The sequence below is a fragment of the Enterococcus lactis genome (assembly GCF_015751045.1).
Classification (GTDB): Bacteria; Bacillota; Bacilli; order Lactobacillales; family Enterococcaceae; genus Enterococcus_B; species Enterococcus_B lactis.
Genome location: NZ_BNJW01000008.1, coordinates 43,972 through 70,530 on the forward strand (window position 1 = coordinate 43,972; position 26,559 = coordinate 70,530).

Annotated in this window: 21 protein-coding genes and 1 pseudogene; 3 read left to right on the forward strand and 19 right to left on the reverse strand. The window is 37.9% G+C overall.

All coding sequences use genetic code 11. The annotated features are described in order from the left end of the window. Positions 1 to 22 precede the first annotated feature (22 nt). From araA to KFO35_RS05825, 3 genes are read right to left on the reverse strand one after another with little or no spacing between them, the layout of a single operon-like run. Positions 23 to 1,447: an L-arabinose isomerase gene (gene araA / locus KFO35_RS05815; RefSeq protein ID WP_002315722.1), complete on the reverse strand. Its 1,425-nt coding sequence runs from the start codon at positions 1,445 to 1,447 to the stop codon at positions 23 to 25. Positions 1,448 to 1,462: 15 nt separating this feature from the next. Further along, positions 1,463 to 2,161 carry an L-ribulose-5-phosphate 4-epimerase gene (locus KFO35_RS05820; protein WP_156271964.1) on the reverse strand — a complete coding sequence of 233 codons (699 nt, stop codon included), beginning with the start codon at positions 2,159 to 2,161 and terminating at the stop codon, positions 1,463 to 1,465. After that, a complete protein-coding gene (locus KFO35_RS05825; RefSeq protein ID WP_002315720.1) occupies positions 2,118 to 3,779 on the reverse strand; it encodes a xylulokinase in 1,662 nt (553 codons plus the stop codon). The genes KFO35_RS05820 and KFO35_RS05825 overlap by 44 nt, the downstream gene beginning before the upstream one ends. Positions 3,780 to 3,997: 218 nt before the next feature. Between KFO35_RS05825 and KFO35_RS05830 the strand changes: the two genes are divergently transcribed. Next, a complete protein-coding gene (locus tag KFO35_RS05830) occupies positions 3,998 to 5,398 on the forward strand; it encodes a sugar porter family MFS transporter (RefSeq protein ID WP_002291459.1) in 1,401 nt (466 codons plus the stop codon). A gap of 157 nt (positions 5,399 to 5,555) precedes the next feature. Here the strand turns inward: KFO35_RS05830 and KFO35_RS05835 are convergent, their stop codons facing one another. The 8 genes and pseudogenes from KFO35_RS05835 to arfA form a co-directional block, all read right to left on the reverse strand. Continuing rightward, entirely contained in the window at positions 5,556 to 6,635 is a 1,080-nt protein-coding gene (locus KFO35_RS05835) for a GntR family transcriptional regulator (protein ID WP_002315719.1), read from the reverse strand. Between the two features lie 85 nt (positions 6,636 to 6,720). After that, a complete protein-coding gene (locus KFO35_RS05840) occupies positions 6,721 to 7,680 on the reverse strand; it encodes a glycoside hydrolase family 43 protein (RefSeq protein WP_025477315.1) in 960 nt (319 codons plus the stop codon). Positions 7,681 to 7,691: 11 nt separating this feature from the next. After that, positions 7,692 to 9,203, reverse strand: coding sequence for an alpha-N-arabinofuranosidase (locus tag KFO35_RS05845; RefSeq protein WP_181728962.1), 1,512 nt, complete (start codon positions 9,201 to 9,203; stop codon positions 7,692 to 7,694). 21 nt (positions 9,204 to 9,224) lie between these two features. Beyond that, a complete protein-coding gene (locus tag KFO35_RS05850; protein ID WP_025477314.1) occupies positions 9,225 to 9,788 on the reverse strand; it encodes a DUF624 domain-containing protein in 564 nt (187 codons plus the stop codon). 5 nt (positions 9,789 to 9,793) lie between these two features. Next, positions 9,794 to 10,657 (reverse strand): carbohydrate ABC transporter permease, encoded by an 864-nt coding sequence (locus tag KFO35_RS05855; protein WP_002310062.1) that lies wholly within the window; start codon positions 10,655 to 10,657, stop codon positions 9,794 to 9,796. 13 nt (positions 10,658 to 10,670) lie between these two features. Then, positions 10,671 to 11,567, reverse strand: coding sequence for a carbohydrate ABC transporter permease (locus KFO35_RS05860; RefSeq protein WP_002335207.1), 897 nt, complete (start codon positions 11,565 to 11,567; stop codon positions 10,671 to 10,673). 174 nt (positions 11,568 to 11,741) lie between these two features. Continuing rightward, positions 11,742 to 13,031 (reverse strand): annotated as a pseudogene (locus tag KFO35_RS05865) (ABC transporter substrate-binding protein). Continuing rightward, entirely contained in the window at positions 13,003 to 14,520 is a 1,518-nt protein-coding gene (arfA, locus tag KFO35_RS05870; protein WP_070703951.1) for an arabinosylfuranosidase ArfA, read from the reverse strand. Before arfA ends, KFO35_RS05865 begins: the two are co-directional and overlap by 29 nt. Before the next feature lie 196 nt (positions 14,521 to 14,716). Here arfA and KFO35_RS05875 point away from each other — a divergent pair, with 196 nt between their 5' ends. After that, positions 14,717 to 15,607: an ArsR/SmtB family transcription factor gene (locus tag KFO35_RS05875; protein ID WP_002310057.1), complete on the forward strand. Its 891-nt coding sequence runs from the start codon at positions 14,717 to 14,719 to the stop codon at positions 15,605 to 15,607. Between the two features lie 75 nt (positions 15,608 to 15,682). Here KFO35_RS05875 and nadE read toward each other — a convergent pair whose 3' ends face one another. From nadE to KFO35_RS05910, 7 genes are all read right to left on the reverse strand, one after another. Continuing rightward, positions 15,683 to 16,507: an NAD(+) synthase gene (gene nadE / locus KFO35_RS05880; RefSeq protein WP_002315712.1), complete on the reverse strand. Its 825-nt coding sequence runs from the start codon at positions 16,505 to 16,507 to the stop codon at positions 15,683 to 15,685. Positions 16,508 to 16,518: 11 nt separating this feature from the next. Beyond that, positions 16,519 to 17,991, reverse strand: coding sequence for a nicotinate phosphoribosyltransferase (locus KFO35_RS05885; protein ID WP_002291453.1), 1,473 nt, complete (start codon positions 17,989 to 17,991; stop codon positions 16,519 to 16,521). Positions 17,992 to 18,170: 179 nt separating this feature from the next. Further along, positions 18,171 to 19,199, reverse strand: a complete 1,029-nt coding sequence (locus tag KFO35_RS05890) for a WxLIP family cell surface protein (RefSeq protein WP_070703949.1) — start codon at positions 19,197 to 19,199, stop codon at positions 18,171 to 18,173. Positions 19,200 to 19,305: 106 nt separating this feature from the next. Further along, positions 19,306 to 19,929: a WxL domain-containing protein gene (locus KFO35_RS05895; RefSeq protein WP_025477313.1), complete on the reverse strand. Its 624-nt coding sequence runs from the start codon at positions 19,927 to 19,929 to the stop codon at positions 19,306 to 19,308. 22 nt (positions 19,930 to 19,951) lie between these two features. Further along, positions 19,952 to 20,524 (reverse strand): hypothetical protein, encoded by a 573-nt coding sequence (locus KFO35_RS05900; RefSeq protein WP_025477312.1) that lies wholly within the window; start codon positions 20,522 to 20,524, stop codon positions 19,952 to 19,954. Further along, entirely contained in the window at positions 20,514 to 20,810 is a 297-nt protein-coding gene (locus tag KFO35_RS05905) for a hypothetical protein (protein WP_002315707.1), read from the reverse strand. Before KFO35_RS05905 ends, KFO35_RS05900 begins: the two co-directional genes overlap by 11 nt. A gap of 73 nt (positions 20,811 to 20,883) precedes the next feature. After that, the gene (locus KFO35_RS05910) at positions 20,884 to 23,679 is read right to left on the reverse strand and encodes an L-type lectin family protein (RefSeq protein WP_156271960.1); all 2,796 of its coding nucleotides are present in this window, start codon (positions 23,677 to 23,679) and stop codon (positions 20,884 to 20,886) included. A gap of 440 nt (positions 23,680 to 24,119) precedes the next feature. On the opposite strand from KFO35_RS05910, the gene KFO35_RS05915 reads away from it, so the two are divergent. Next, on the forward strand, positions 24,120 to 25,661 hold the full coding sequence (locus tag KFO35_RS05915) for a helix-turn-helix domain-containing protein (RefSeq protein ID WP_070703947.1): 1,542 nt from the start codon (positions 24,120 to 24,122) through the stop codon (positions 25,659 to 25,661). Between the two features lie 356 nt (positions 25,662 to 26,017). Here KFO35_RS05915 and KFO35_RS05920 read toward each other — a convergent pair whose 3' ends face one another. After that, positions 26,018 to 26,374 carry a DUF1827 family protein gene (locus KFO35_RS05920; RefSeq protein ID WP_002293629.1) on the reverse strand — a complete coding sequence of 119 codons (357 nt, stop codon included), beginning with the start codon at positions 26,372 to 26,374 and terminating at the stop codon, positions 26,018 to 26,020. Positions 26,375 to 26,559 lie beyond the last annotated feature (185 nt).

A 26,559-nucleotide genomic window follows, 5' to 3' on the forward strand; every position in this document is an offset into this window, starting at 1 on the left:
GTGGCTTTTTCACAACCTCTTTTTATCTAATAACAACTGTTTCCAACTCAAATAATTTTGCCCATGTTTCAATTTGATCTGTTGTTAGATTTAGCGAGACAACGGTATGATGACCGCCACCTGCCTGAATCCATGAATGGACACCTTCATGGAAATTCGGTTTAGTTTTCCATAACACACGTGCAACAGGCAAGTTAGGTGCTTCAGTCGTTGGTTCAAAGGCTTCTACTTCATTGATCAGCAGTTTATAATGCGTACCGAAATCTGCCATCGATACGACTACCCCTTCTCCTGCTTTCCCATCAAATACAAGACGCGCCGGATCTTCTCTATCTCCCATTGATAAAGGAGAAACAACGATTCTTGGTTTCGTCGCAGCAAGCGTCGGATCTACTTCCATCATATGGGATTCCAAGATTGCTTCTTGGCCACTAGCTAGCTCGTAAGTATAATCTTCCATGAATCCTGTATCTTTTCCTCGAGCCATGATTTTCAGCAACCGATCAATCGCTGCAGTTTTCCAGTCGCCTTCCCCAGCAAAACCGTATCCTTCTGCCATCAAACGTTGTACAGCTAGTCCGGGCAGTTGTTTCATTCCATAAAGGTCTTCAAAATTAGTCGTAAAAGCGTTATAGCCTCCTTCTTCTAAGAAACGGCGAATACCGATTTCCTGCTGAGCTTGTACTTTTACATGTTCTTCCCATGTCTTTTCTTCATAATCACCATAGTCGAAGGTATACAATTCCTTGTACTCTTCAAATAATTGTTCGACTTCTTCGTCTGACACGCGATCGATTACTTGTACAAGATCTCCGATACCAAAATAATCAACAGTCCATCCAAATTGAATCTGTGCTTCCACTTTGTCTCCTTCTGTGACACCCACGTTTCTCATGTTGTCACCAAAACGAGCCACTTTTATTCCAAAACTTTCATTATAGGCTACTGCAACATCCATCCAATCAGCAATCTCTTTTTGGATCTCAGGTCGTTTCCAGTAGCCAACGACGATTTTATTTTGTTTATTTAATCGAGCATTGATGAACCCATATTCGCGGTCGCCATGAGCGGATTGATTTAAATTCATGAAATCCATATCGATCGTTTTCCAAGGAATGCTTTCGTTATATTGCGTAGCTAAATGAAGCAATGGTTTTTGTAGAAGCTTTGTCCCATGGATCCACATTTTTGCTGGTGAGAAAGTATGCATCCAAGTGATCACACCTGCTACTTCTTCTCGATAATTGACCTCTTTCATGATTTTTGTGATCGTATCAGCAGTAACTGCTAATTCTTGAAGGCGGATAGGATAAGGCAATTGGCCATTTTCATTCAGTTCATCGACCATTTCTTGTGCATGTTTCTTTACTTCTCGCAGTGCTTCTTCCCCATATAAATGCTGTGATCCTACAACAAACCAAAATTCTTTTTCTCCAATATTCAACATAATTAGCCACTCCTTTTATTTGTTTTGTCCGTAATACGCATTTTTTCCGTGTTTTCGTAAATAATGTTTATCTAAAATCCGTTGAGGCAGCTCTTCTGAAAATGAATTGAGCTGTCTGGTAAATAAATTCATCTTGCATACTTCATCTAGTACGACTGCGTTCATTACCGCACTTTGCGCATCTTTCCCCCAAGTAAATGGACCGTGTCCGTGTAAAAGTACCCCTGGAATTGCTAAGGGATCAATTTTGCGTTCTTTGAATGTTTCTATGATAACTTTTCCTGTTTCATATTCGTATCCGCTGTCGATTTCCTGTTGTGTCAAAAATCGAGCACAAGGTACCGATCCATAAAAAGTATCTGCATGCGTCGTCCCCATCGCAGGAACATCCAATCCTGCTTGTGCCCAGATCGTCGCCCATGTCGAGTGAGTATGGACGATTCCTCCGATTTGAGGAAATGAACGATATAAAACAGCATGAGTAGGCGTATCCGAAGAGGGATTGAGTTTACCTTCAATGATATGATTGTCCAAGTCCACAACGACCATGTCGTCTGCTATCATCTCTTCATAGCTGAGCCCGCTAGGTTTGATAACGAAATATCGTGTATCAGGATCAAAAGCGCTCACATTTCCCCATGTATATTTGACAAGTCCGTGTTTAGGCAAGTCAAGATTTGCTTGATACACTTCTTCTTTCAGTTGTTCCAGCATTTTCTATCACTCCTTTTTCTTGCAATTGATGAATCGCTGTTTTTTCAATGTCGATCCCCTCACGGTAACGACTCATAAATATCTGATAGCCTGCTATTTCTTCTGCTGAAGGTGTGATGGTGATTCCTTGGTCTTGTCCAAACACGTCTTCTGCCAAGAAGTTTTCTAAAGATTTCCCGTGTCGATACATCATATAGGCTGCTAATAACGCGATCCCCCACGCTCCACCTTCTCCGGCTGTGTCCATCACTGTAACTGGCGCCTCCATAGCAGATGCTAGAATCCGCTGTCCAACTTCTGGTGTTTTAAAAATCCCCCCATGCCCCACTAAACGATCAATTTGGACATCCTCAGATTTCAATATATCCATTCCGATTCTCATTGCGCCAAAAGCACTGGCTAAATGGATCCGCATGAAATTCGCTAAATCAAAACGGCTACCTGGTGTACGTACAAATAATGGCCTTCCTTCATTTACTCCTGTAATGTTTTCACCGGAAAAATAACCATAAGAAAGTAATCCCCCGCAATCCGTATCGCCTTCTAGCGCTTTGTTGAATAATACCGTGAATAATTTATCTCTGCTTATCTCCATACCCAAAGAATTGGTAAATTCTTCAAAAATATTGACCCAAGCATTGATATCCGAAGAGCAGTTATTCGTATGAACCATACCTACTAGTTCTCCTGAAGGTGTAGTGACCATGTCGATTTCCGGATGGACATTTTCTAGTTCTTTTTCTAATACGATCATAGCGAAGGCGGAAGTACCAGCCGAAATGTTCCCTGTCCGTTTGGCTACACTGTTCGTAGCGACCATACCGGTTCCTGCATCTCCTTCTGGCGGACAAATCGGGATTCCTGGCTTCAGGTTTCCCGTAGGGTCGATCAGATAAGCCCCTGATTCGCTCAACTTGCCAGCTTCTTCTCCTGCTACTAGAACTTTAGGCAAAATGTGATCCAAATCAATCGCTATACGCTCTTTTTCGATTAATTGACCAAAAATATTTTTCATTTCTTGATGGTAGGTTTTCGTTGAAGGATCGATAGGAAACATGCCTGATGCATCTCCTACGCCTAGTACTTTCTCACCAGTAAGCTGCCAATGAACATACCCTGCAAGCGTTGTCAAAAAATCAATTTCTCTCACATGTTCTTCTTTATTCAAGATAGCTTGATACAAATGAGCGATACTCCATCTCTGCGGAATATTGTATTGAAATTTTTCCGTTAATATTCGTTCTGCTTCTTCAGTGATTGTATTTCGCCAAGTACGAAATGGTACTAGTAACTGTTCCTTGCTATCAAATGCTAGATAACCGTGCATCATTGCACTGAACCCAATCGACCCGATCGTTGTAAGATTCTCGCCATAGATTTCGAATACTTCTGCTGCCATTTTTCGGTAACTGACGCGCAGTCCTTTCCAAATATCTTCTAATGAATAGGTCCAGATACCATTTTCTAGTTTGTTTTCCCACTCATAACTACCAGCGGCAATAGGAGTAAAAGATGAATCAATCAATACAGCTTTGATCCTAGTTGATCCAAACTCAATTCCTAAAGATGTACGACCATCTATGACATCTAACATACTTTGCGCATTTACTTCCTTCATAATGATTTAACTCCCTCCTTCTCGTCAAACCTGATCAAACCGTCTTTTTTAGTAGCGCTTACAATGATTATTGTATACTTTTGTACGTACATGTCAAGTGGTTATTTTCAAGAATATAATAAAAAACGCTTGTTTTGTACGTACATAAGTTATAGAATGAAATTGCTTACAAAATCTGATCAACCGCCTTCTCGAAATTCTAGAAGGAGAGAATACTTATGAAAAAAGAAAAAAAAGTTTCCTCATCGTTTATTTATTTTTTTGGCGCATTTGGTGGCATTCTATTTGGATATGATATTGGTGTTATGACCGGCGCTTTACCTTTTTTACAACATGATTGGGGTTTGGCGGGTAAGGCTTCTTTGATAGGATGGATCACGTCTTCGGTCATGTTAGGTGCGATCCTTGGTGGCTCTTTATCTGGTCTTCTTTCTGATAAGCTTGGACGACGAAAAATGATTCTTCTTTCTGCACTTATTTTTATGGCTGGTTCTGTCCTTTCTGCATCTGCCCCTCACAATGGTTCTTATTTTCTGATTGCAGCAAGGATTCTTCTAGGTTTAGCTGTTGGCGCTGCATCTGCCCTAGTTCCTGCTTATATGTCTGAAATGGCTCCTGCTAGACTAAGGGGAAGATTGTCAGGGATCAATCAAGTGATGATTGCTTCTGGCATGCTCCTTTCCTATGTTGCAGATTATTTGCTAAAAGGGTTACCTGAAACGATGGCTTGGCGCGTGATGTTAGGACTCGCTGCTGTCCCTGCACTGATTTTATTTTTCGGCGTTTTAGCTCTACCAGAGTCACCGCGTTTTCTTGTGCAATCTGGTCGCTTGGAAGAGGCAAAAAGAGTATTGAACTATATTCGGACACCAAACGAAGCTGAACAGGAATTCGAACAAATCCAGCTGAATGTCAAACAAGAAAAGACAACCGTAACTTCTTGGCATACTTTATTTTTAGAAAAGTATCGTTCGTTAGTTATTGCCGGTATTGGTGTAGCAGTATTCCAGCAATTTCAAGGAGCTAATGCTATTTTTTACTATATTCCACTGATCGTAGAAAAAGCGACTGGGCATGCAGCGAGCGATGCATTGATGTGGCCGATCATCCAAGGAATCATTTTAGTTGCTGGTTCTTTGCTCTTTTTGGTTATTGCAGACAAGTTCAATCGGCGAACTTTATTGAAAATAGGCGGTAGCGTGATGGGACTTTCTTTCATCCTACCAGCTGTTTTAGGAACTGTACTGGATGCTCATACAAATTCGTTGTTGATTCTCTTGTTTTTATGTATTTATGTCGCATTTTATTCTTGCACATGGGCTCCACTGACATGGGTAATCGTAGGCGAAATATTCCCACTAGCTGTCCGCGGGCGAGCATCTGGCCTGGCCTCTTCTTTCAATTGGATTGGTTCTTTCCTAGTCGGCTTGCTTTTTCCTGTGATGACTGCTTCTATGTCTCAAGAAATCGTTTTCGGTATTTTTGGGATCATCTGCTTTTTAGGGGTTTTATTTATTCAAGAGATCGTACCAGAGACTCGTGGGAAATCTTTAGAGGAAATCGAACAAAGTGCATCTAAAAAAACTTATCCTAAACGTATTTCTATCCATCATTCTTAAAGAGGTTGTGACAGAAGTAGGCAACTTCAAGAAACAAGAGGAGCCGCTTAGTTCCGAGTCACAAGGAACAAGTTCAAAACACAGTTTCTCATGTTTGATGATTTTTGCCACAGTCTCAAATTGATATAAAAAATAAGAGGCGGTAAAAACCCGTCTCTTATTTTTCGTTTTCTTTTACTGTTTCCCGTTCAACTAGTACAGGCTCATAAAGAATATTCGGCTGTGCCTGTCCTTTTTCAATCGTTGTGACGATCCACCGTGCGGCATCTTGTCCCAACTTTTCTTTTGGATGCGTCAATGTTGTCAATTTTTTATTTCCTAAATGGCTTAAAGAAGAATCGTCTGTTCCTACGATCGATAGGTCATCTGGAATTTGATAACCATTTTCTGTCAGCTTATCTAGCAATAAACTAGCTATTTGATCGTTATAGCAAATGATGCCATCTAAAGCTTGTTCTTCTTTCAACCGTTGTACTGTTTTTTCAGCGATCGTTTCTCGTGTTTCCGTGGTGAAAGTAATGATATCTTCTGTCAAAAATCGCACATTATACTGTTCACACGCGCTGATAAAACCTTTCATCCTGTATTTTCCTTGAAGATCGTCGATTTTTGTAATGAACAACAGACGTTGATGTCCTTTTTTTATCAAATATTCTGCTGCCATAAAACCGACTTTCACATCATCTAAACAAATATAAGAGGCATTTAACTCTTCATAAGCAGCATTGATCATCACCATCGGAATGCCTTGTTCTCTCAAAGCAACATAAAGTGCTAAGTTTGGATTATACTGATTACTTTTCGTAGGCTCAACGATCAAACCATCTACCCCATAAGCAATCATTTTCTTCAAACACTCTTTCTCCAATTCGTGATCGTTATTCGTACTGGCTAAAAGCAATGAATACCCAGATTCTCGTAATTCATTTTCGATTCCTCGGATAATCGACGGAAAAATATAATCAGAGAGATATGTGGTGATGACACCGATCGTTTTTGTTCTGTTCAATGGTGCTTTTTCTGTCTTATAGCTGTCATCTACATATGTGCCCGATCCTTTTTCTTTACGCAGATAGCCCTCATTTACCAACACAGCGATTGCTTGCCGAATCGTATGTCTGCTGACGTCATATATTTCTTGCAGCTTGAATTCTGAGGGAATGGTTGTATTTACTTCGTATTCCTCATGAAGAATCTTTTGTTTTATTTCTTCTGCAATATCTTGATATTTTGCCATTTACCTTGCCCCTTTTTATTTGTACGTACATATATCATAACGAGTCTGCAAGGTTTATTCAAGCAAAAATCAAGGTTTCTTGTTCTCATAAGTCATACGGTACAGGTTCACCAAATTCTGGAAATCCTTGCTCATTCCACGTAAAGCATTGCGCGTTCGCGTGCCGATTGGGATTGTCTAATGGATCCCCTTTTTGGTTCTTCTCTGGTCGAGCATGATAAATCAAAATATCAAAGCATCCATCTTCTGAAATCGTAAACGAGTTGTGACCAGGCCCCAATTGCTTATTTTTTTCAGAAGAAACGAATACTGGCTCCGATAATTTATGCCATGATTCATTTAATAAAAGATTCTTGTGCTCATCAGCCCACAGCAGACCTATGGCATAGTTTTCATCCGTTGCACTACCAGAATACGTAATGAATATTTTCCCATTACGAGTAAGGACTGCTGGACCTTCATTTACTGAAAAACCCCGTTTTTCCCATTCATACTCAGGTATAGAAAGGAGGAGTTGCTCTCCCTTTAACGTCCAAGGATTAGCCATTTCGGATAGATAAAGATTAGAATTCCCAGCAATTTCAGGATCTTGTTGAGCCCACACGTAATATAACTTTCCCTGAGAAGAGAAAGTTGTTCCATCTAAACTGAAAGTTTCCCTTTTCGTTTTTATTTGTCCCTTTTCTATCCAATCTGTATTCATTGGATCCATATGCTGATTTTCAAGTACGAACATGCGGTGATGATGGGATTCATCACGTATGGTTTTATGATTGCTTGCAGCAAAGTAAATGTACCATTTTCCATTGATATAATGGACTTCAGGTGCCCAGATCAATTCACTCATCGGTCCTTCTTCATGAGCCTGCCATACAATCAGGCTTTCAGCATGTTCTAATTCATTCAGTGACTTTGCCCTTCTTAATTCAATCACTTGGTAGCCGGGAACCGATCCTGTAAAATAATAATAACCATCTGTATGTTTATATACCCAAGGATCTGCCCGTTGCTGAACGATAGGATTATTATAAAGTGTCTTCATCATAACAAATTTCCTCACATTTTCTTTATTCTAATTACATTCCAAGAGTATTTTTCTATCCCTACATTTAACTCGTCATGTTTTTCTATTGAAAAATAGTTTATTTCAGGTTTTATCTTTTCTGGTTCTTCACGTGTATTTTTGTCCAATAGATCACTACTGGTCAATGTGTAGTGCTCTCCTTGATCTAGCAAATTAAAATCATGTTCAATCATTACATTTTGTTGTTCATTAGTGCGATTGATCAAGAAAATAGTCAGTTGATTGCCGTTATCTACGACCACACTGTCTACATAAGGAACTTTTTTTATCTTTTCACAATCATAAACAGGGCAAATGATTTGTTGTTCCAATACTTGACCTTTAGCATATTTCGATAAGTGTTGCATCACATAATAAGTTGGATTCTTCCATGCTTGGCCTTTAGCATCTGTCAGTATTAAAGGTATTGTGTTTACTAACAATGATTGACAACTAATCTTTACGCGATCTGCATGTCGTAAAATAGCCAATCCTAATGAACCAAATAATAATGTATCCTCCATAGTAAAGTAACACCAATCAATGGGACTACCGATTTCAAAATCCCTGTGTCTTTTTTCCGGTTGGGCATGTACGTTCCATTCATCGAACGCTAGATACATTGTTTTCTCACTTCTCAAATATCCTTTTACATAATCACAAGTAGCAACGATTTCTTCAATTTGACGATCGAATCGATAAGCTTTTGCCAGGTATGTCGCTGTATCATCACGCTCATTTTTAGGAGGTTTAGTCAAGTCTTCTTCATCATACTTGTCAATATAGTTATGCAAAGCTAAATAATCTACGTTCTCATATGCTTCTTCTAATGCGATACGATCCCATTTAGGGTACGATGGTAAACGTGGCGTAGAGCTTCCAACTAAGATTGTTTCAATTGAATCATCTACTAACTTCATGACTTTCGAGGCTTCATTTGCTAACCTACCATATTCATAAGCACTCTTAGCACCCACTTGCCATGGCCCATCTAGCTCATTCCCTAAACACCATAATTTAACGCCAAAAGGTTTTTTTTGCCCGTTTTTTATTCTCAAATCACTCCAGAAGGTTCCTTTTGGAAAATTACAATATTCTACTAAATTTTTTGCTTCATCGATGCCTTTTGTTCCTAAATTCACTGTGAATATCGGTTCCGCTTGTACATGACTGATCCATTTAAAAAATTCGTGGATTCCAAAAGAATTTGGTTCTATACCTCGCCATGCTAAATCAATCTTTTTCGGTCGCTGTTCTTTCCTACCTATAGTATCCAACCAATCATAACCAGATGTAAAGTTCCCTCCAGGATAGCGAATGACACCTAATTCCAATTCCTTTACATAAGAGAGGACATCTTGTCTAAACCCGTCACCATCAGCTGTTTCATGGCTCGGTTCATAAATACCTGTATAGACGACACTTCCCATATGTTCAACAAATGAGCCAAACAGCCGAGAACTGATCTCTCCTACTGTAAAATCCTCTCTGATTTTTACTTTTATTTCTTCGTCCAACAGCTTTCCCTACCTTTCATTTCCTATAGTCAAGATAATAGATACAAGTTTCCATACGCCACCAGCAAAGATAAAAATAAACGGAGGAAAAAGAAATATGAGTAGTACAAAACCTAATAACAAAGCGCAACAAAGAATATTTCTCAAAAAATCAAAAAATACTTTCCATGTACTTTGTTCAAAAATTTGTAGAAACGAAGTATCTTTATTTTCAGAAATCACATATACCCAGGATAAAAGAAACATGGAATAAATAAGTGCAACTACATATCCACTAATTGAAAGTCCGATTGTCTGTTCTTCTAATAATTGATTAACAAGAAAATAAATAACGGTCGTTAACATACTAAGGAACAAGTTCTTACCAAAATGTTGCTTTATTCCTTGAAAGAAAAAATAAATGATGTGTCCTGATCCCTTACCTTTCCATTGCGCCATTACATAAAAAACAGCACATGTAGCAGGCACGATAGTAATAACCGGCAAACACACGATTACCCAGAGAATTCCTAATAAGATGTGATCAGAAACCACAATCAACTGTCCATAAAATTTTGTCTCAACTATTTTCATCTTCCTCACTCTTTCATTCCAGACATAGCTGTTCCTTGAACAAAATATTTCTGTGCAAAAATATAAACCACTAGTAATGGCAACATTGAAATAACAGTTCCAGCCATTACAGGTCCATAGAAAGAAATGTTCTGCCCCGTAAATAAAGCTAGCCCTGCTGGTAAAGTTCTCATTTTTGAACTACTTGTCAATATCAATGGATAAAGCAGGTCATTCCAACTATTCATCAGCGTGAAAATCCCTAATGATAAAAGAGTAGGTTTGCTCAATGGCAACATGATTTTCAAAAAAATATTAAACTCACTTAGTCCATCAATGCGTGCTGCCTCTTCCAAAGAATCTGGTAAAGTGATAAAAAAGGAGCGCATCATGAAGATACCAAATGCAGTTGTCATACGAGGAATGATTAAACCTGCATAAGTATCAAGCATGCCAAGCAAATTGACTTCAATAAATAGAGGAATCATGAAGACTTGGAATGGGATCATCATTGTCAGTAAAACGAAATAGAACAAAACTGATTTCCCTTTGAAACGCATACGAGCAAATGCGTACCCCGCAAGAGAATCAAAGAATACAGAAGTAATCACTGTCCCTCCAGCAAAAATTACTGTATTTTTGATGTAATCTAATAAAGGGATCGTTGTCCAAACCTTAATATAGTTATCTAGGGTATAGCTGTCTGCAAATATTCTAGGCGGAAATGAGATAATGTCTTTTTCGTGTTTAAAAGAAGAAATAATCAGCCACAAAAAAGGAAAAGCAATAACAAACAATATAATTAGCATACTAATCGTTCGAATGATTTTTTTACCACTAACTGCTTTCCTCTTATTCACAGTAACTGTAATCGAGCTTTCTGGTGCCATACAGGTTTCCCTCCTATTTCATTTGTTTTTCTTTCCGTGACATGTACACATTAGTGGAGATAGCTATAGTTGCAACAATGATAAACAAAACCGAAGACAATGCTGATGCATAACCCAATTCATAAGGTGCTGTAAATCCTCGACTGTAAATATATTGAACAGCTGTTTCTGTCTTAAATTGTGGGCCACCAGCGGTTGCAACATATACTTGGTCAAACACTTGCATCGAACCAATCAGATTCGTTAAAACACAAAAACCTAAGGAGGGAACGATCTGAGGTAGTGTGATGTTAAAAAACTGCTGCCGATTTGTTGCACCATCCATTTGAGCAGATTCATACAAAGAGGGAGAGATTCCCTGAATAGCAGTCAAGAGAATCGTCATAGTAACACCAAAATTCTTCCAAACAGTCATGATGGCTACAGTTGGCATGGCAAGAGTTGGATCGCGAAAAAATTGAGGAATCGGCAAGCCGACTTGTGAAAACAAGTAAGGAATCGCCCCTACATTCGGATCAAGTAACATAGAAAAAATAATCGCAATTGACGTCAATGAACAAATAACTGGAATGTAAAACGTTGAACGACAAAACCGATTGAATCTGGTATTTTTAGATAATGCTACTGCTGCTAATAAACCAACGATAATTTGTGTTGGCGTTTCAAGTACGGTAAAATATAAAGAATGAATCAACGAATTAACTGCTCGTTCATCACTAAATATACGTGTGAAATTTTCAAAACTTACAAAATTTCTTGATGTAAAGAAAATATTCAAATCTGTAAAACTAATAGCAAATGTTCCTAAAAGCGGTATGACAGTAAATAATAATAAAACTAAAAAAGATGGAGTCAAAAACAAATACGCAGCACGTTCAGGGCGATTCCAATATTTGGTAAATCCGTTCATATAGTCCACCTCATCTTTCATTTTGATAAAATATACGAGCTTGGTTTAATCGAATCTGAATAAGATATCCGAACGATCGCTGTGATTTCTGCAATAACACCTATCTGTAAACACTACATCGATCATTCAGATATCTGTATCTTGTTAACAGTCTATCCTATATAAAGGTCTGTACTATTTTTGCAATAATTGATTGATGGCATCATCTGCATCGTTCATGAGTGTCTCAGGGTCTTCTCCCGCTAATAATTTTTCAATCAATGGGTTGATGATATCGTTATTAATCGCAGAGATTTGGGTAAAACCTGGTAAATATGGCTCTGCATAGTCCATTTGTTTCGATAATTCAGAAACAATAGGATCATTTTTGACTTCTTCATCTTTTGCTACTGAATCCAAGTAGGCAGGAAACCCATTTTCGATACTCCATTTTTTACCAATTTCAGTTGTATTCCAATATTTCAAAAACTCATAGATAGCTTCTTTTTTATTATTATCTGTACTTGCCGGAATGGCATATCCTACGCCATCTAAAATAGCTGTTTTTTTGTCCAAGTCACTCCCTTGTGGTAAGGTAGTCACATTATAATCAATCTCGTTTGCTTTCAATCCGTTATTTAACCATGGCCCATTGATTTCAATGGCTAGTTGACCAGCATTCATTAAATTGTCCATTTCGGCGCCAGAAATCGATTCTGGGCCAGTCTTGTCTATATGAATCATTTTTTGGATTGCTTTTAACGTTTTAAGGTTCTCAGGAGAGGCAAATTCAGACTTAGTATAATCATCGTTCACTAATTTACCGCCATTTGCTAACATCCAGTTATATAATGGTGCAGTTCCATCCTTATTGAAGACAAAACCTGATACATTTTTACTACTATCAGTTAATTGTGGTGCCATTTCTGTCAATTCTTCCCAAGTAGTAGGTGGTTGTTCAGTGTCTAAACCAGCTTGTTTAAACAAATCATTATTCCAATACATATACATTCCTTGTACCTGCATGGGGACAAAATACTGTTTACCTTCTACTTGACCTAATTCAACAGCCGTTTCTTTAAAATCAGATTTATCTACTCCATCATATTCCCAGAAATCGTCTAATGGTTGTACCGCTCCGTTTTCTACATACTGTGCAAAATCTGGATAATTTAATGCAATAAAGTCAGGTGCCTTTTTAGAAGAAATCGCTGTAGGAAGTTTTTCATTCAAATTGGCCCAAGTCATGATATCCATTTCAATTTTGATGTTTTTATCATTTGTTTTATTAAATTCATTAACGATTTCTTGCAATATTTCCCCATCAGATGCAGTAAACCCATTCCAAAAAGTCAAAGTCACTTCTTTATCAGAATCAGATTATGTTGAACTTCCGCCACCGCAAGCACCTAAAATACCTGTTGCAACTACCAATAAAGAGCCAATTAACCATTTTTTACCTTTCATTCTTTGTTCCTCCTTCATCTGATAAATGACATCTGACTACATTCCAAGATAGCGGTTTCAACAAACAATTGATTTTCCCATCTTCAGCTTTTACATTCGTTGAATGGCTTGGTTTTACTTGTTCACTTTTAGGAAGATTGGTTGCTTTCGTATCAAACCCACTCATTTCAGAAAAATCAATCACTCCTGCTACTGATAATTCAGACAAGCGAACAGTTAGATTCATTTCTTCTTCTCCACGGTTAACTGCAAATATGACAAGTTCTTTGTCATTTATTACTGCTACACTTTCTAAATACGGCACTTCTTCAAAATCTTCCGTCGCATAGTTTGCTGAATGAATTTGTGGGCTTAACACCTCTCCTTGTCCATACATAGCAGCTTGCATAAATGGATAATAAATCGTCTGTCTCCAAGCTTCTCCGTTTGTTTCTGTCCTGATTGGTGCAATAACATTTACCAATTGAGCAAGACAAGCTATCTTTACTCTGTCTGCATGTTTCAATAAAGTGATTAATAGACAGCCTAATAGTAATGCATCTTCAAAATTATAGTTATCTTCTAGTAAAGGAGGAGCAATCTGCCAAGGCGCTGCTTGCTCATCTTGTTCCGCTGAATGATACCAAATATTCCATTCATCAAAGGACAGGTTGATCTGCTTCTTACTATGTTTCTTCGCCTTGATTGTATCGCACATCGCTGTCACTTCAGAAATGAACCGATCCATGTCCAAGGAACGTGCAAGATAATGAGAAAGATCATTTTTTTGGTTGCCATAATATTGATGAAGAGACAAATAATCTATTTGATCATATGCTTGATCAAGGACTGTTAACTCCCAATCACCAAATGTAGGCATTTGCCGATTAGAACTTCCGCATAAAACCACCTCAATTGAATCATCTACGAGTTTCATCGCCTTAGCCGTTTCCGCTGCTAACCGTCCATATTCTTCTGCTGTTTTATGACCAATCTGCCAAGGACCGTCCATTTCATTCCCTAAACACCATGTCTTAATTCCAAAAGGGCTCTCTTGACCATTCGAACACCTTAAATCACTCCAATAAGTTCCTTTAGGAAAATTACAATATTCGACTAAATTGCGAGCTGCATCTACCCCACGAGTACCCAGATTGACAGCCATATTGATTTCGGCCCCTACATGCTGACACCAGTTATAAAATTCATGAATCCCAACTTCATTCGTTTCAATTGTCCGCCAAGCTAAATCCAACCTTTTGGGTCTACTTGCTATGGGACCAATACTGTCTTCCCAACGAAATCCTGACACAAAATTTCCACCAGGATATCTAATCATGGGAATGTTCAATTCTTTTACTAAGTGAATGACGTCTTGGCGAAATCCACTTTCATTAGCTGATGGATGATCTGGCTGATAAATCCCTTCATATACTGCTCGTCCCATATGTTCAATAAATGAACTATACAACCGCGGATCAACTTTGCCTACACGCTTGACACTACTAATCAACATTGTGGCTTCCATAACTGACCTCCTTTAATTTATACATGAATAATACACCCTGTTGAAATCGTTATCAATAATAAAAATGTTAAATCTATTTATTTTTATCCATTATAATTAATGTAAATATTAATTACGATTAAATCAAATAATTCAATATAGCTTTCATTAATAAATATGTTAATATAGAAGAAAAACCTTTTAAGCGGTGATATATATGCAACTACAAATAAACGAGGAATCCTTACCGGTATATGAAGCATTAGCTAGCAAGACAAGAATCAGGATCATTCAGCTGCTTTCCAAAAAGAAGATGAATGTCAAAGATTTGGCAAAAGAACTTGGAGTAAGCAGCGCGATCACGACGATGCACGTGAAAAAGTTAGAAGAAGCGAACATCATCAAAACAGAGAAAATAGGACAACAAAAAATTTCGAGCCTTCGTGTCGATAAAATAGATATCAGTTTCCCAGAAAAAATATTCAATGCTTTTGACACGAAAGAAACATCGATACCTATTGGTCACTATACGAATTATGCAATTGAACCGACATGTGGTTTAGCGACGATCCATGACTTTATCGGAAAAGTGGATGAACCACGCTATTTTGTGGATCCTCGAAGGATGGATGCTCGTATCCTCTGGTTCACCAGCGGGTTTGTCGAGTATCAGTCACCTAATTTTTTGAATGCAGAGGATACATTAGAAATGTTGGAAGTTTCTGTGGAAATTTCTTCTGAATTTCCTTTTTCAAATGACAATTGGCCTTCCGATATCACTTTCAGCCTAAATGGCGTAGAGCTAGGAACATGGACGAGTCCTGGAGATTTTGCTGATATCCGTGGGAAATATACGCCTGATTGGTATCCAGATAATCTTAATCAATACGGCTTGCTGAAGACGATCCGAATCACCAAACATTTGACAAATATGAATGGGGAACCTTTGTCAGACATCACGATCAACGACATTCCTAAAGATCAAGACACTTGGCATTTGCGAATCGAAGTAAAAGAAGATGCCGAACATGTAGGTGGCTGTACTTTATTTGGTAAAGGATTCGGTAATTACGACCAGGATATCAAATTAAAAGTTTACTACAGCTGATAGTTTTCTTTTCTATTTTATAAAGAAAAAACAGCCAATCCCTATGAAGGGATTGGCTGTTTTTTTATTTTATTGTTATTTCCAAAAATCATCCAAAACAGAAATTGGTAAATGACGTTTATGCTGCGTCTTATTCCACCACGCTTCGATTTTTTCTTGTGCTTGAGCGGGAACTTCTTTTCCTTCTAGATAATCATCGATTTCGTTATACGTAACACCTAGTGCGACTTCATCCGCAATCATTGGTTTTCCATCTTCAAGATCTGCAGTCGGAATTTTTGTGTATAGCTTTTCCGGTGCATTCAATGCTTGAAGCAATTGTTTCCCTTGCCGTTTGTTCAAACGGAACAATGGTAAGATATCGGCTCCTCCATCACCAAATTTCGTGAAAAAACCAGTGATGTTTTCTGCAGCATGATCTGTCCCTAATACAGCTCCTGCTCTTTCTCCGGCTACGGCATATTGTGTAATCATTCGTTGTCGTGCTTTGATATTTCCTTTGTTAAAATCGCTGATTTCCACACCTGCTTCACTTAATACTTGTACTTGTGCATCAACAGCAGGTTTGATATTTACTCGCAGACTGACATCAGGCTGGATAAAGTCAAGGGCAGCTTTTGCATCTTCTTCATCTGCTTGTTCACCATAAGGAAGACGAACAGCGATAAATTGATAGCTTTCATCTTTCGTTTCTTCACGCATTTCTTCCATCGTTAGTTGCGCCAAACGACCGGCTAAAGTAGAATCTTGACCACCGCTAATACCTAATACGAAGGTTTTAAGAAACGGATATTTTTTCAAATAAGTTTTCATAAAATCAATACTTTTACGAATTTCTTCTGTTGGATCAATTGTTGGTTTGACACCTAATTCATGGATGATTTCTGTTTGCAGGCTCATTTATTCTCCTCCTATGCTTCTGTATGAAGTTCTGCTACGCTTTTTTTCATTCGTTCCATCGTAGCCATTTTATGGTTCCAGCATTCAGTAGATAGATCGACCGGATATTTTTGCGGATTCAAGTCTCGTTTGTACTCTTCCCACAGTGAATCTAGATTTTCTTTTGTATATTCTTTGATTTCGTTTAGCACGGGTAGTTCGTATACTCTTTTTCCTTCGATAAAGATATCTTGTAAAACGGGGCGAGCGGTAAAATCCCGAACAGTTTTATTGATAAACGTATGCACTGGATGAAACATAAAGATAGCTTCTTCTTCTCGAGGATCTTCATCCCATAATGTGACATAGTCTCCTTCAGATTTCCCATCAGAGTTTCGAGTAATACGCCATACTTGTTTTTTTCCTGGAGTTGTCACTTTTTCCGCATTGCTTGATAACTTGATCGTATCCACCATATTTCCTTCGCTATCTTCAATTGATACTAGTTTGAATACTGCACCAAGGGCTGGCTGATCATAAGCGGTGATCAGTTTTGTTCCGACACCCCATACATCAATTTTAGCTTTTTGCATCTTTAAATTCAAAATCGTTGCTTCATCTAAGTCATTTGAAGCATAGATTTTTGCTTCCGTAAATCCAGCTGCATCTAATTGTTCCCGAACACGCTTAGATATATAGGCCATATCTCCACTGTCGATACGTACGCCTTGGAAGTTGATTTTATCACCTAATTCTTTTGCTACGCGGATTGCACTTGGCACACCTGATTTCAACGTATCATAAGTATCGACTAAGAACACACAGTCTTTATGGGTTTTAGCGTACGCCATAAATGCTTCATAATCATTTCCATAAGATTGGACTAACGAATGCGCATGAGTCCCGCTAGCTGGTATCCCAAATATCTTTCCAGCACGTACATTGCTTGTAGCATCTGCTCCGCCGATATATGCCGCTCTAGTTCCCCAGACTGCCGCATCCAATTCTTGTGCTCGTCTAGTCCCAAATTCCAAGAGCGGATCTTCTCCGATCACAGATTTGATTCGAGCTGCTTTTGTCGCGATCAACGTTTGGAAATTGACCATATTCAACAGTGCTGTTTCTACTAATTGACAATGTGCCAAAGGACCTTCCACTTGGATCAATGGTTCATTTGCAAAAACTAATTCACCTTCACGAGCAGAACGAACCGTTGCTTTAAATTCAAAATTTTGTAAATACTCCAAAAACCCTTCAGGATAGACTTCTAAGCCACGTAAGTAAGCAATATCAGAATCACTAAACGTCAGATTCTCTAAATAATTGACTAACCGTTCCAATCCTGCAAAAACCGCGTACCCGTGGTTAAAAGGCATTTCTCGAAAATAACATTCAAAAACAGCATGTAAATCAGCTCGACCTAATTCCCAGTATGTCTGCATCATATTGATTTGATATAGATCCGTATGCAGCGTCAAACTGTCGTCTGGGTAAGTATTATTCATCTTGTATTACTCCTCTTGGCAAGTTTTCATTTCCTACCCATTATAACAAAAAAAATTAATAGGAAAAGAAATCTTCATTATTTTCTGAAAAAAGGGCTGCAACAAGACTTTTGTCACAGCCCCTACTCTTATTTTTACTACTTCTTATAAAACAGATTTCACTTAATATTCGATATGAATCACCTTCTGCGGAATTTCTTTCCTCTGCGATATACATAGAAACCACCGACTAAAAGAACCGCTGCTAGGGCTCCAATAATGATATACAACAAAGAATTTGTATTATTTTCTACAGTAAAAACCTCATGATTGACTGATCTTGCTTGTTCTTTCGTAATCGTAAAGTCTTTTGTCAGCAACCACTTTTGCCCTGTCTCATCTTGCGCTTCGACTAAAAGTTGATAATCCCCCGATTCTAAAGGTTTCGTATTTCCAGCTTCCCCATGATAAATAGGCATAGCAAAAACTGATTCAGGAGCAATACCACCATTTTCGATTTTTCGTGTCATTATCGGTTCTTCCTGTCCTTTTGAGTGAACAGTTGCTTCAACATTCACTCCCTTGATATTGATTGGTTGAGGATTTTCTAGCACAGCAACCACACCAGCATTATTGGTGATCACTTCGGAACGTACCTCATTCAACTTCAGATCCGGCACAACTTCCTTGTCATTTGCGCTCATCATCAACCCAACCACATAAGCGTATTCGCTAAAAAAAGGCTGATTACTTTCTTCTTTTTCGGCTGAAAAATCTTTTTTCACTTGGATCCCGCCTAATAAGATTCCATCAAAGGAAGTATCAGGTGCTTGCACTTCTAAAGTAACGACTCCTGCTTTATTCCCTGGGATCACTGCTTCTTTTGGATAATCGACCAATGCGCAGATGGGTTGCTGAACGATTGATTCCTCTGGTAATTCATTTTGTCCGTAGTCAATCACTATGTTTCCGTTTGTCTGAGCTGTATTGACATTGATAAAGTACGTTTGCTCCTGATCAGAAAAATTATTGATCTGGATCTGTAGTGTCTGTTTTGTTCCAGGTTCTACTCGTAAATCAAAGAATGAACGTCCTTCTCGCTGATTGTCCGGTAAAATAGGATGGACGCTATAGTCTGCTCCATGATTTTCATCAGCAAAAACGACGATTCCAGGAAAAACTAGCTGTATTAACAAAGTTATCAAAACCAATACTAAATGTCGTCTCACTTTTCATCCCTCCATTTTATGTAAAAAGGATGGAGTTAGCTTATCCGCTCCATCCCTTTGCGGTTGTTTACAAGTAAAACAAATTATTTTACTTGAAATACTGCTGTTAGATCGAATCAACTGCTGTGTAAGTAACTGTCCCAGTATACTCTCCAACCGATGTATTCGCTTTGACTGTTAGTGTTGGCGCTTCTGATGTGAGCTCACTTATATGATCAAATGTACCGGAAACATAAGATATCGGAAGAGTTGTTGCAGATTCTAATACATTTTCTCCATTGATCGTAAGAGCAGAAGCAATATCATCTGTTAAGTTTGTTGCACTGACTGTCAATACCCAATCTCTCGCAACTACAGCATTCTCCCAAGCTGCTGTCAGCTCTGTTGTATCTTCAACACCAGTGTATTCGCTGATCAATTCTAAAGCTTCTGTTTTGCTGGCTTCTAGCGGACGAAAATCGGAAGCTTGCAATGCGCCATCAAAAGTACCATTGACAGTTGTATTTGCGCTGATTTGCGCAACCGTATGTTCACCAAAATCGATATCAGGAACAGAATCTAGTGTAAAAATTCCTGGGTAAGTTGGAAGATCATCCACTACTAAAAAGTCAGTGATCTCCACTCTAGTCGTTCCATCTATCGGTTCACCAAATTCTGCTGCCATGACTGTTGGTGCAAAACATGTAAATAACATCGCACTTGTACTTAAAACCCCTACTAATTTTTTCATTTTTTGTCCTCCTTTTTTCTCATCAAAATTCTGCATTCACAAATCGCCAATAATGTTTCGAGTAGTAATGACCACTAGATGTCCCCTCAGGAAAAGAGAGTGTTGACTGCTCGCCAGGAATCGTATATGTAACGATTCCACGTTCTTTGTTTCCTGTTGACTGGATGATCGTACGATACTCTTTTCCTGCATCTTGGTGATCATATTCGAAAGCTTCCAATCCTTCGACAGCTTCTTCGTTCTTTCCGCTGAACATGCCTCTGCCTAATTGATAATCGGCAGTCAAAAGATGGCCATCTTTTTTACAACGGAAGTCTTCTGTTTTCAGTTGTAGTTGCCATTCTGTGCTCTCTTTTCGAGAATCAAGAAAGGTAATCGATAAATCGTTGCTCTCTCGATGGATTTGATTGTGTTCATCTGTATAGCGCGATACGAACAGTAAATCATCAATGTATAGCATCCGTGGAAATTCTTCATTCAAAGGAATGATTTTCAGAGAAGTCGTGCCCTCGGTCTGTCCGTGAACAGCAGAAGAACAGCTAAACATTCCTATGAATAATGCACTCCATAACGCTAGCGAAAATCTATTTTTCATGTTTTTCGCCTCCACGTATTTGATGACGATAGACTAAAATAACACCGATAATCAACAGCGTCCCAGCAAATGAAATTAATCCTGCCTTTGCTTCACTTGCCTCTGGAAAACTGCTTTTCTGTTTTTCTTCTCCCATTTCAGTCTGCTTTCCTATCTCCCGTTCATTGATTTCTATGACTGCATGCGTTTCACCAGCTTGGGTAGCAGCATTCACCACTGGCATCGATAACGAGAACAGGAGTAGAAGAAGAACAGAAATTATCCAGTATCGGATTTTTGATTTCATTGTTTTCTCCTTTCCACTTTTTTTCTAGTATCTAGCCAGCCATACGATCCCCCCTTTCAAAGCTAGCTTCTTGCTATAACACATCTTCAATTTTCCACGTGATCGTTCCAGAATATACACCTAACTCATCTTGATTGTTTAGCCGCAGCAATAGCCCTTCTTCCTCCGAAAATTCATACTTTTTGTCAATCTCAAGCGTTAAAGCAGAAAGTGCGATTTCACCCCATTCATTTTTGAACACAAGATACTCTTCACTAATCGCATGTTGCATATCCAGATGATTTAGTTCTTCAGCGGATACGGTCACTCTATATGAATCCGATGTATTCAACGTGTTTCTAGTAACAACACGCATCCCTTCTTCACGAGCTTGTGCTTTTCTGTTCATTGGCAATTGTGATCGAGCATACTTCCAGCTGTATTCTTCTGTCACGAATTCAAATCCGATAAATCCTTCAACAGTGAAGGTTCCATTTAGCTCTAGATAAGTGATATCATCATTGATAGGCCGATTATCAGTAAGGGTGAGCTTGATTGTATTTTCTCCTAGTTTGAAAACACCATCTGAATCTTTTAGATCGATTTTGAACCCTCTTGATTGATGCATTTTGAATTCTTCTTCTGCATCTGTGATTATCTGATTTTCAATCAATAACTCATCATTGATCCATACACTGTAATACAAACGATCTAAGTCTGGATCAAGATAATCAAATGTAAAGTGGAACGGATCTTGAAAATCAATAAATGTATCTTTTTCGCCAAACACTGCATTTGTCGTTCGTAAGTTGTCAATTTCTGGTGGGTGGTTAGGTTCACGCTGAATCTCGTATTCAACTGCATGTTCGACTTGAGCATGATAATACTCACCGGTTGTAGTGCCTGTTCTCCCAATAAACTCTACCCGCTCATAGACGTTATGATATTCAAGCCCTTGAAACTCTGATTTTACTTTTGTTTTGTAATGCAACGTCACTTCTGTTCCTATAGGAATCTCGATAGCTTCCTCTGGATAAAAGCGCTGGGTGGATGAATCATAAAAAGCATTTACATCTATTCTTGTAGCATTTTCACCGTTACTATCTAGTTCTTGATACGTAAAATATGGTTGATAGCCATCTTCTGATAAGATTAATTCAGTAAACTCAAAAGGATTGGATTTGCTTTCTTCTTCATCAGAAGTCAAGATAGTGATGCCATTATCTTCACTAGGATTAAGGAAGATACTACCATCGCCTTCTTCGTTGTAAAATGTAACTGCGTGTTCCAATTCTGTATTGATAGGGATTTTTTTGCCATTCACATTCACCGTCACGCCTTGCTCTTGCGTTGTAATTTCATGCACCAATTCCCCTTGGACCTCAAATCGTGGATTGGTTAAAAAGATTGCTGCATCTGCACGAGGACTAAGAAGAGAAAATTCAGCAGTCGCAGTGAATCCCCAGTATAGTTTCTTCGATGGAAGATTGGTAAAATAGTCATTGATATTGATGGTGCCTTCTGTTATGCCATATCCTCCTGTTTGGCGCAGATCCTCCATTGTAAAGGTAAGCATCCCTGCTGGGGTAATGTTGATATCCAATTTCCACCAGCTGTTAGTCGAAAATTCACTGTTTATGCCAAAGTCTTTTTTAAAAGATTTAGTAGTCGGATTACCTGAAGACGCTGCTGCAATATGGGCACCAGAGAATTCTCGATCTCCTAATGCATTGATATTTAGAAGAGGGCCAGTAGAAATTTTATTATCGAATTCAAGAATCATTCCATTCGCTATATACTTATCAATAGGAGCTATACCTGTCAAAAGGTCTGGGTGATAATACGCTCCTAATGACTTAGGTGAATGCCCTGCTGTAGGATCATACATATTGTAGATACCCCGTCTGCTGAAAAACAAATTAGTAGGATTCCCATCATGAAGAAAGAACGTGATTCCCTCTGTATCTTCATCAAAATAGAGATAACTTGTAAATCCGATATCCGTAGACATGTTCGTAAAATCAATCCTATTAGAACTTGTTGAAACCATATGCCCTCTGTTATATAGCAATGAACTCAAATTTGAAGGCGTCATATAACTTAATCGGTAGTCTTGATCTAATGTTGCGACATTAGGTGCAAGTGTGAAAATATGACTTGATCTTGCAAACAAGTGATTTAAAGGAATAGCATCTGCAAAAGCACCATTCAAATTGGGATCTAATATACTGGGAGCGGCATAGTTTTCAACTTCTTCCGCTTCTGTTTGAGCTTCTTCCACTGGTTCTTCTCTTGATGCTTCTGGCTTATCAGAAATCTCAGTAGGCTCCCCATTTATTTCAGGTACGGCAGTATTTTCCGATAAATCGACTGCGACTACGTACTCTGTCTGGTCACCGATGAGTATCTCTTCTAATTCATCTCCTGTTTGTTTCATTAGTCTTGGCGTAATTTTTAGATGGTATTGATTGTATTCTTCTACTATGAGGGTTTTAAAAACGATTGCAATTCTCTCATTCTCTGAAGAAAAATCACCTGCGTAGTACCATTCCTCATCAACTGGTCCTACTTTTCCAAAGGTTCGTTCGATTTCCTGAATGCTTTCTCTCAGTAATAATCCTTCGTGTTCAACTATTTCCAGCTTAAATTGCATTTGATATTCAGCTTCATCTTTTGCATGCTTCTCATATGTCATACTCCATTGTATCTGCTTCAGTTCCTCATCCATTTCGTAATCGATCACAATATTCGCATGTTCATCAGCTACTACTTTTTCAGACTCAGTCTTGGCAAAAGCGATTTGCGACAGTCCCGTAAGTTGCGATAAAAATAGGACAGCAACCATAAAAACTACACTGCCATAATGTGAGACAGTTTTCGTTTTTTTCATTTCCTCTCTTCCCCTTCTTGAATATTAGTGAGATTTTTTCAAAAAGCTCCGATATAGTCGTTCTCATCTTTTATCCGACAACCAAAATTTAACTTAATTAAAATAAGATTGCAAATAGATTAGAAAGAGGTTGTTAAAAAATATAATAACAAAAAAATACCGTAAACAGCCATTAAATCCATAATAAAAGGTAGCAACCAACTTAATAAAAAACATTAACTCATAAAAAATGGAAGTGTTTTCTCAAATAAATTGTATTTATCGATCAAATTTGAGACAATAAAATGGGAATAAAACTAAAAAAATGAGAAAAATATAATTTAAGCGGATATAAAGAAAAATGAAGAGGTATCTAGAAATGATCTGGAGTTGAATAATAGTTTATAAAATATTTGTATTTTTAATTATTTAAAGAAATAAGCAATCAAAAAGGAGGTCCTATGTTTTTCAATATTGTGTTTACCCAGAAAGAACGCCGCAAGTTAGCAATTTTTCATCTATTGGAGGAGCAACATGAATTAACTATCAAAGAAATCAGTAAAAAACTTGATTTATCTTCTAGTGTCGTAAAAAATATATTGAATGAAATGGAGAATGAATTTGATGACTTTTGCTTTTCTGGATTCAAATTATTGTCAAAAAACAAGATCAATCAGAATCTGCCAATTGATTTAAACTATGATTATTATTATTCCTATCTTATCCAGCAGAGCCTCCCTTATCGCGCGATTAAATCTTCTCTTTTCTATCCAGAGAAAAATCTGATGGAATTCTGCCAAGAAAATTTCATTAGTCGTGCTTCTGCTATGCGGCATCTGCAGTCATTAGCCGATTATGTACAGGAATTCGATGTCATTTTTAATCGCAGCCAATTATCTTTCAAAGGAGACGAACGCTTGATTCGCTTGATATTATTCAATATTCTTTGGGCAGCTTCTCGCGGAAATGAAGATTATGCTTTTTACGTCTCAAAATCTGAGTTATTAAAAAAATTGGCTGAACTTACTAAGCATACATCTTTAAATTGGAGTTTCGTAGGAAAAAAAGAAGTTTGTCTTTTTGCTGGGATTACCACTCAGCGAATTGCACAAGGTCACTATGTAGAGGATGACCCTCGCTATAGCGAAGCAGTTTTTAGTAATGATCATCGAATAAAATGCCTTTTTGGTGAACATTTTTCTATTCCCGCCTCTCATCAAGATAGTGAATTTCGTTTTGCACAATTTATGGTGTTTTATGCACCGACCTTTCAATATGAGAAGCCTACTCTTAATGAAGCTTTAGACATATTCGACAAAAAAGGACAGCTGCTTTCTTCCTTATTGAAAGAACTTGACAATTATTGGCAAACTGAGATTTTTCCTGATGACCGTGTTTTTCAACACAATCAAATTGTTCACCTCCATTTATTTAATATTCTTTTTTGTTATTATCTTTTTCCAAAGCGTGTACCGACACTCTTCTTTCTAATGAATTACTTTCATAAAAAGAAGTCTTCAAGTTATTACTATTTAAAAGAGCATTTTACCTTTTTCTTGAATAAGATGGGGCGGCGACATAATTATCAATGGCTTTCTATTTGCTGTAACGATTTAGCTGAAATATTTGCATGGCTGACTTTGCAATGTTGCGAGGACAATGAAAATTCAACTAAGTTACAAGTTTCTTTAGTGATGGAAACAAATTATTTTTTTACCCAAGATATCAAGAATTTTTTAAAAGACTTGTCCTTTATCGAACTGAAGGAATTATCCTATGAAGAAATACAACCCATTGATTTTCTGATCGTCTCTTCTGTACATCTTATGCCCAAAGAAACGGATACAAGTTATTATGTAGTGAATTTTTTGGAAGGAAAGACAGATTATGTCAAGTTGTACCTTGAATTGAAAAAAGCTCATGAAAATAAGAAGTTTCACTTGCTTTTAAAAAGACCTGAAAGAAAAAAGCTGCCGTCAATTAAACCACAACTGTTCGTATAATTGAATCGCAAAAAAGGGCTGCGACAAAAGTCTGTCACATTCCCTTTTTTCCGAATAAACGGTGTTCCATCAGCTGACCTTCGGTATTAGCTCAACAAACGGCAAAATATGAGGAACTATTTTACCGTTTGTTTCTCTAATACTCAGGTCAAAACGCTGATTTCACAACCTCTTCCTTAAACGGTGCTCAAAAGCTTGCATCTGCGGTAATAAGCCCAACCAAACAAAAAATATGACGAACTATTTTCGTTTGGCTGTTCTTATTACGTGATGCAGAACAGCTTTTTCACAACCTCTTTTTGCTGTATACATCATAAATATGGAGCGGTTTAGCATACTGTTTAGTCGTTAGGACATCAATCCATCGGATTCTTTTGTTCGACAACTACAATATCTTTATTTGGACGTTTGAATTGTATTCCGGCACGTTCCAGCTCCTGTTTCACTCCTATATGGACTTTGACATCTTCCCGTGTCATTTTTAAAACGTGATGAATCGCATAGTCGATTTCTTGCCTTGTGATTTTTTTCTTCGTATTGATCATCACAACTTGCTTTTTGTCATATGTGTCCACTAGCAGCAACTGTGTCCGATCTAACGAAAATAATTTGTAATAATTAATGGCCGTATTCCCAAAAAAAAATTCTACTACTTTAGGATAAAATGTCTTAATATTTAAATTACTATTCACAGGTGTTTCGATTAGCTTCATCTCATTCCTCTTTTCTATATAGTCGATTTAGATTCAATCCCATATATATTCCCCGTCGTCCCCAACATGAAGGAATCGGTTACAATTGAACCTTAAAAAACAAAAGGATTTACCTTTTATCACTTAATAGTATAACATAATTTTATGAGAAAAAAATACACTTTTTTCTTGACCTTCTCGTTACG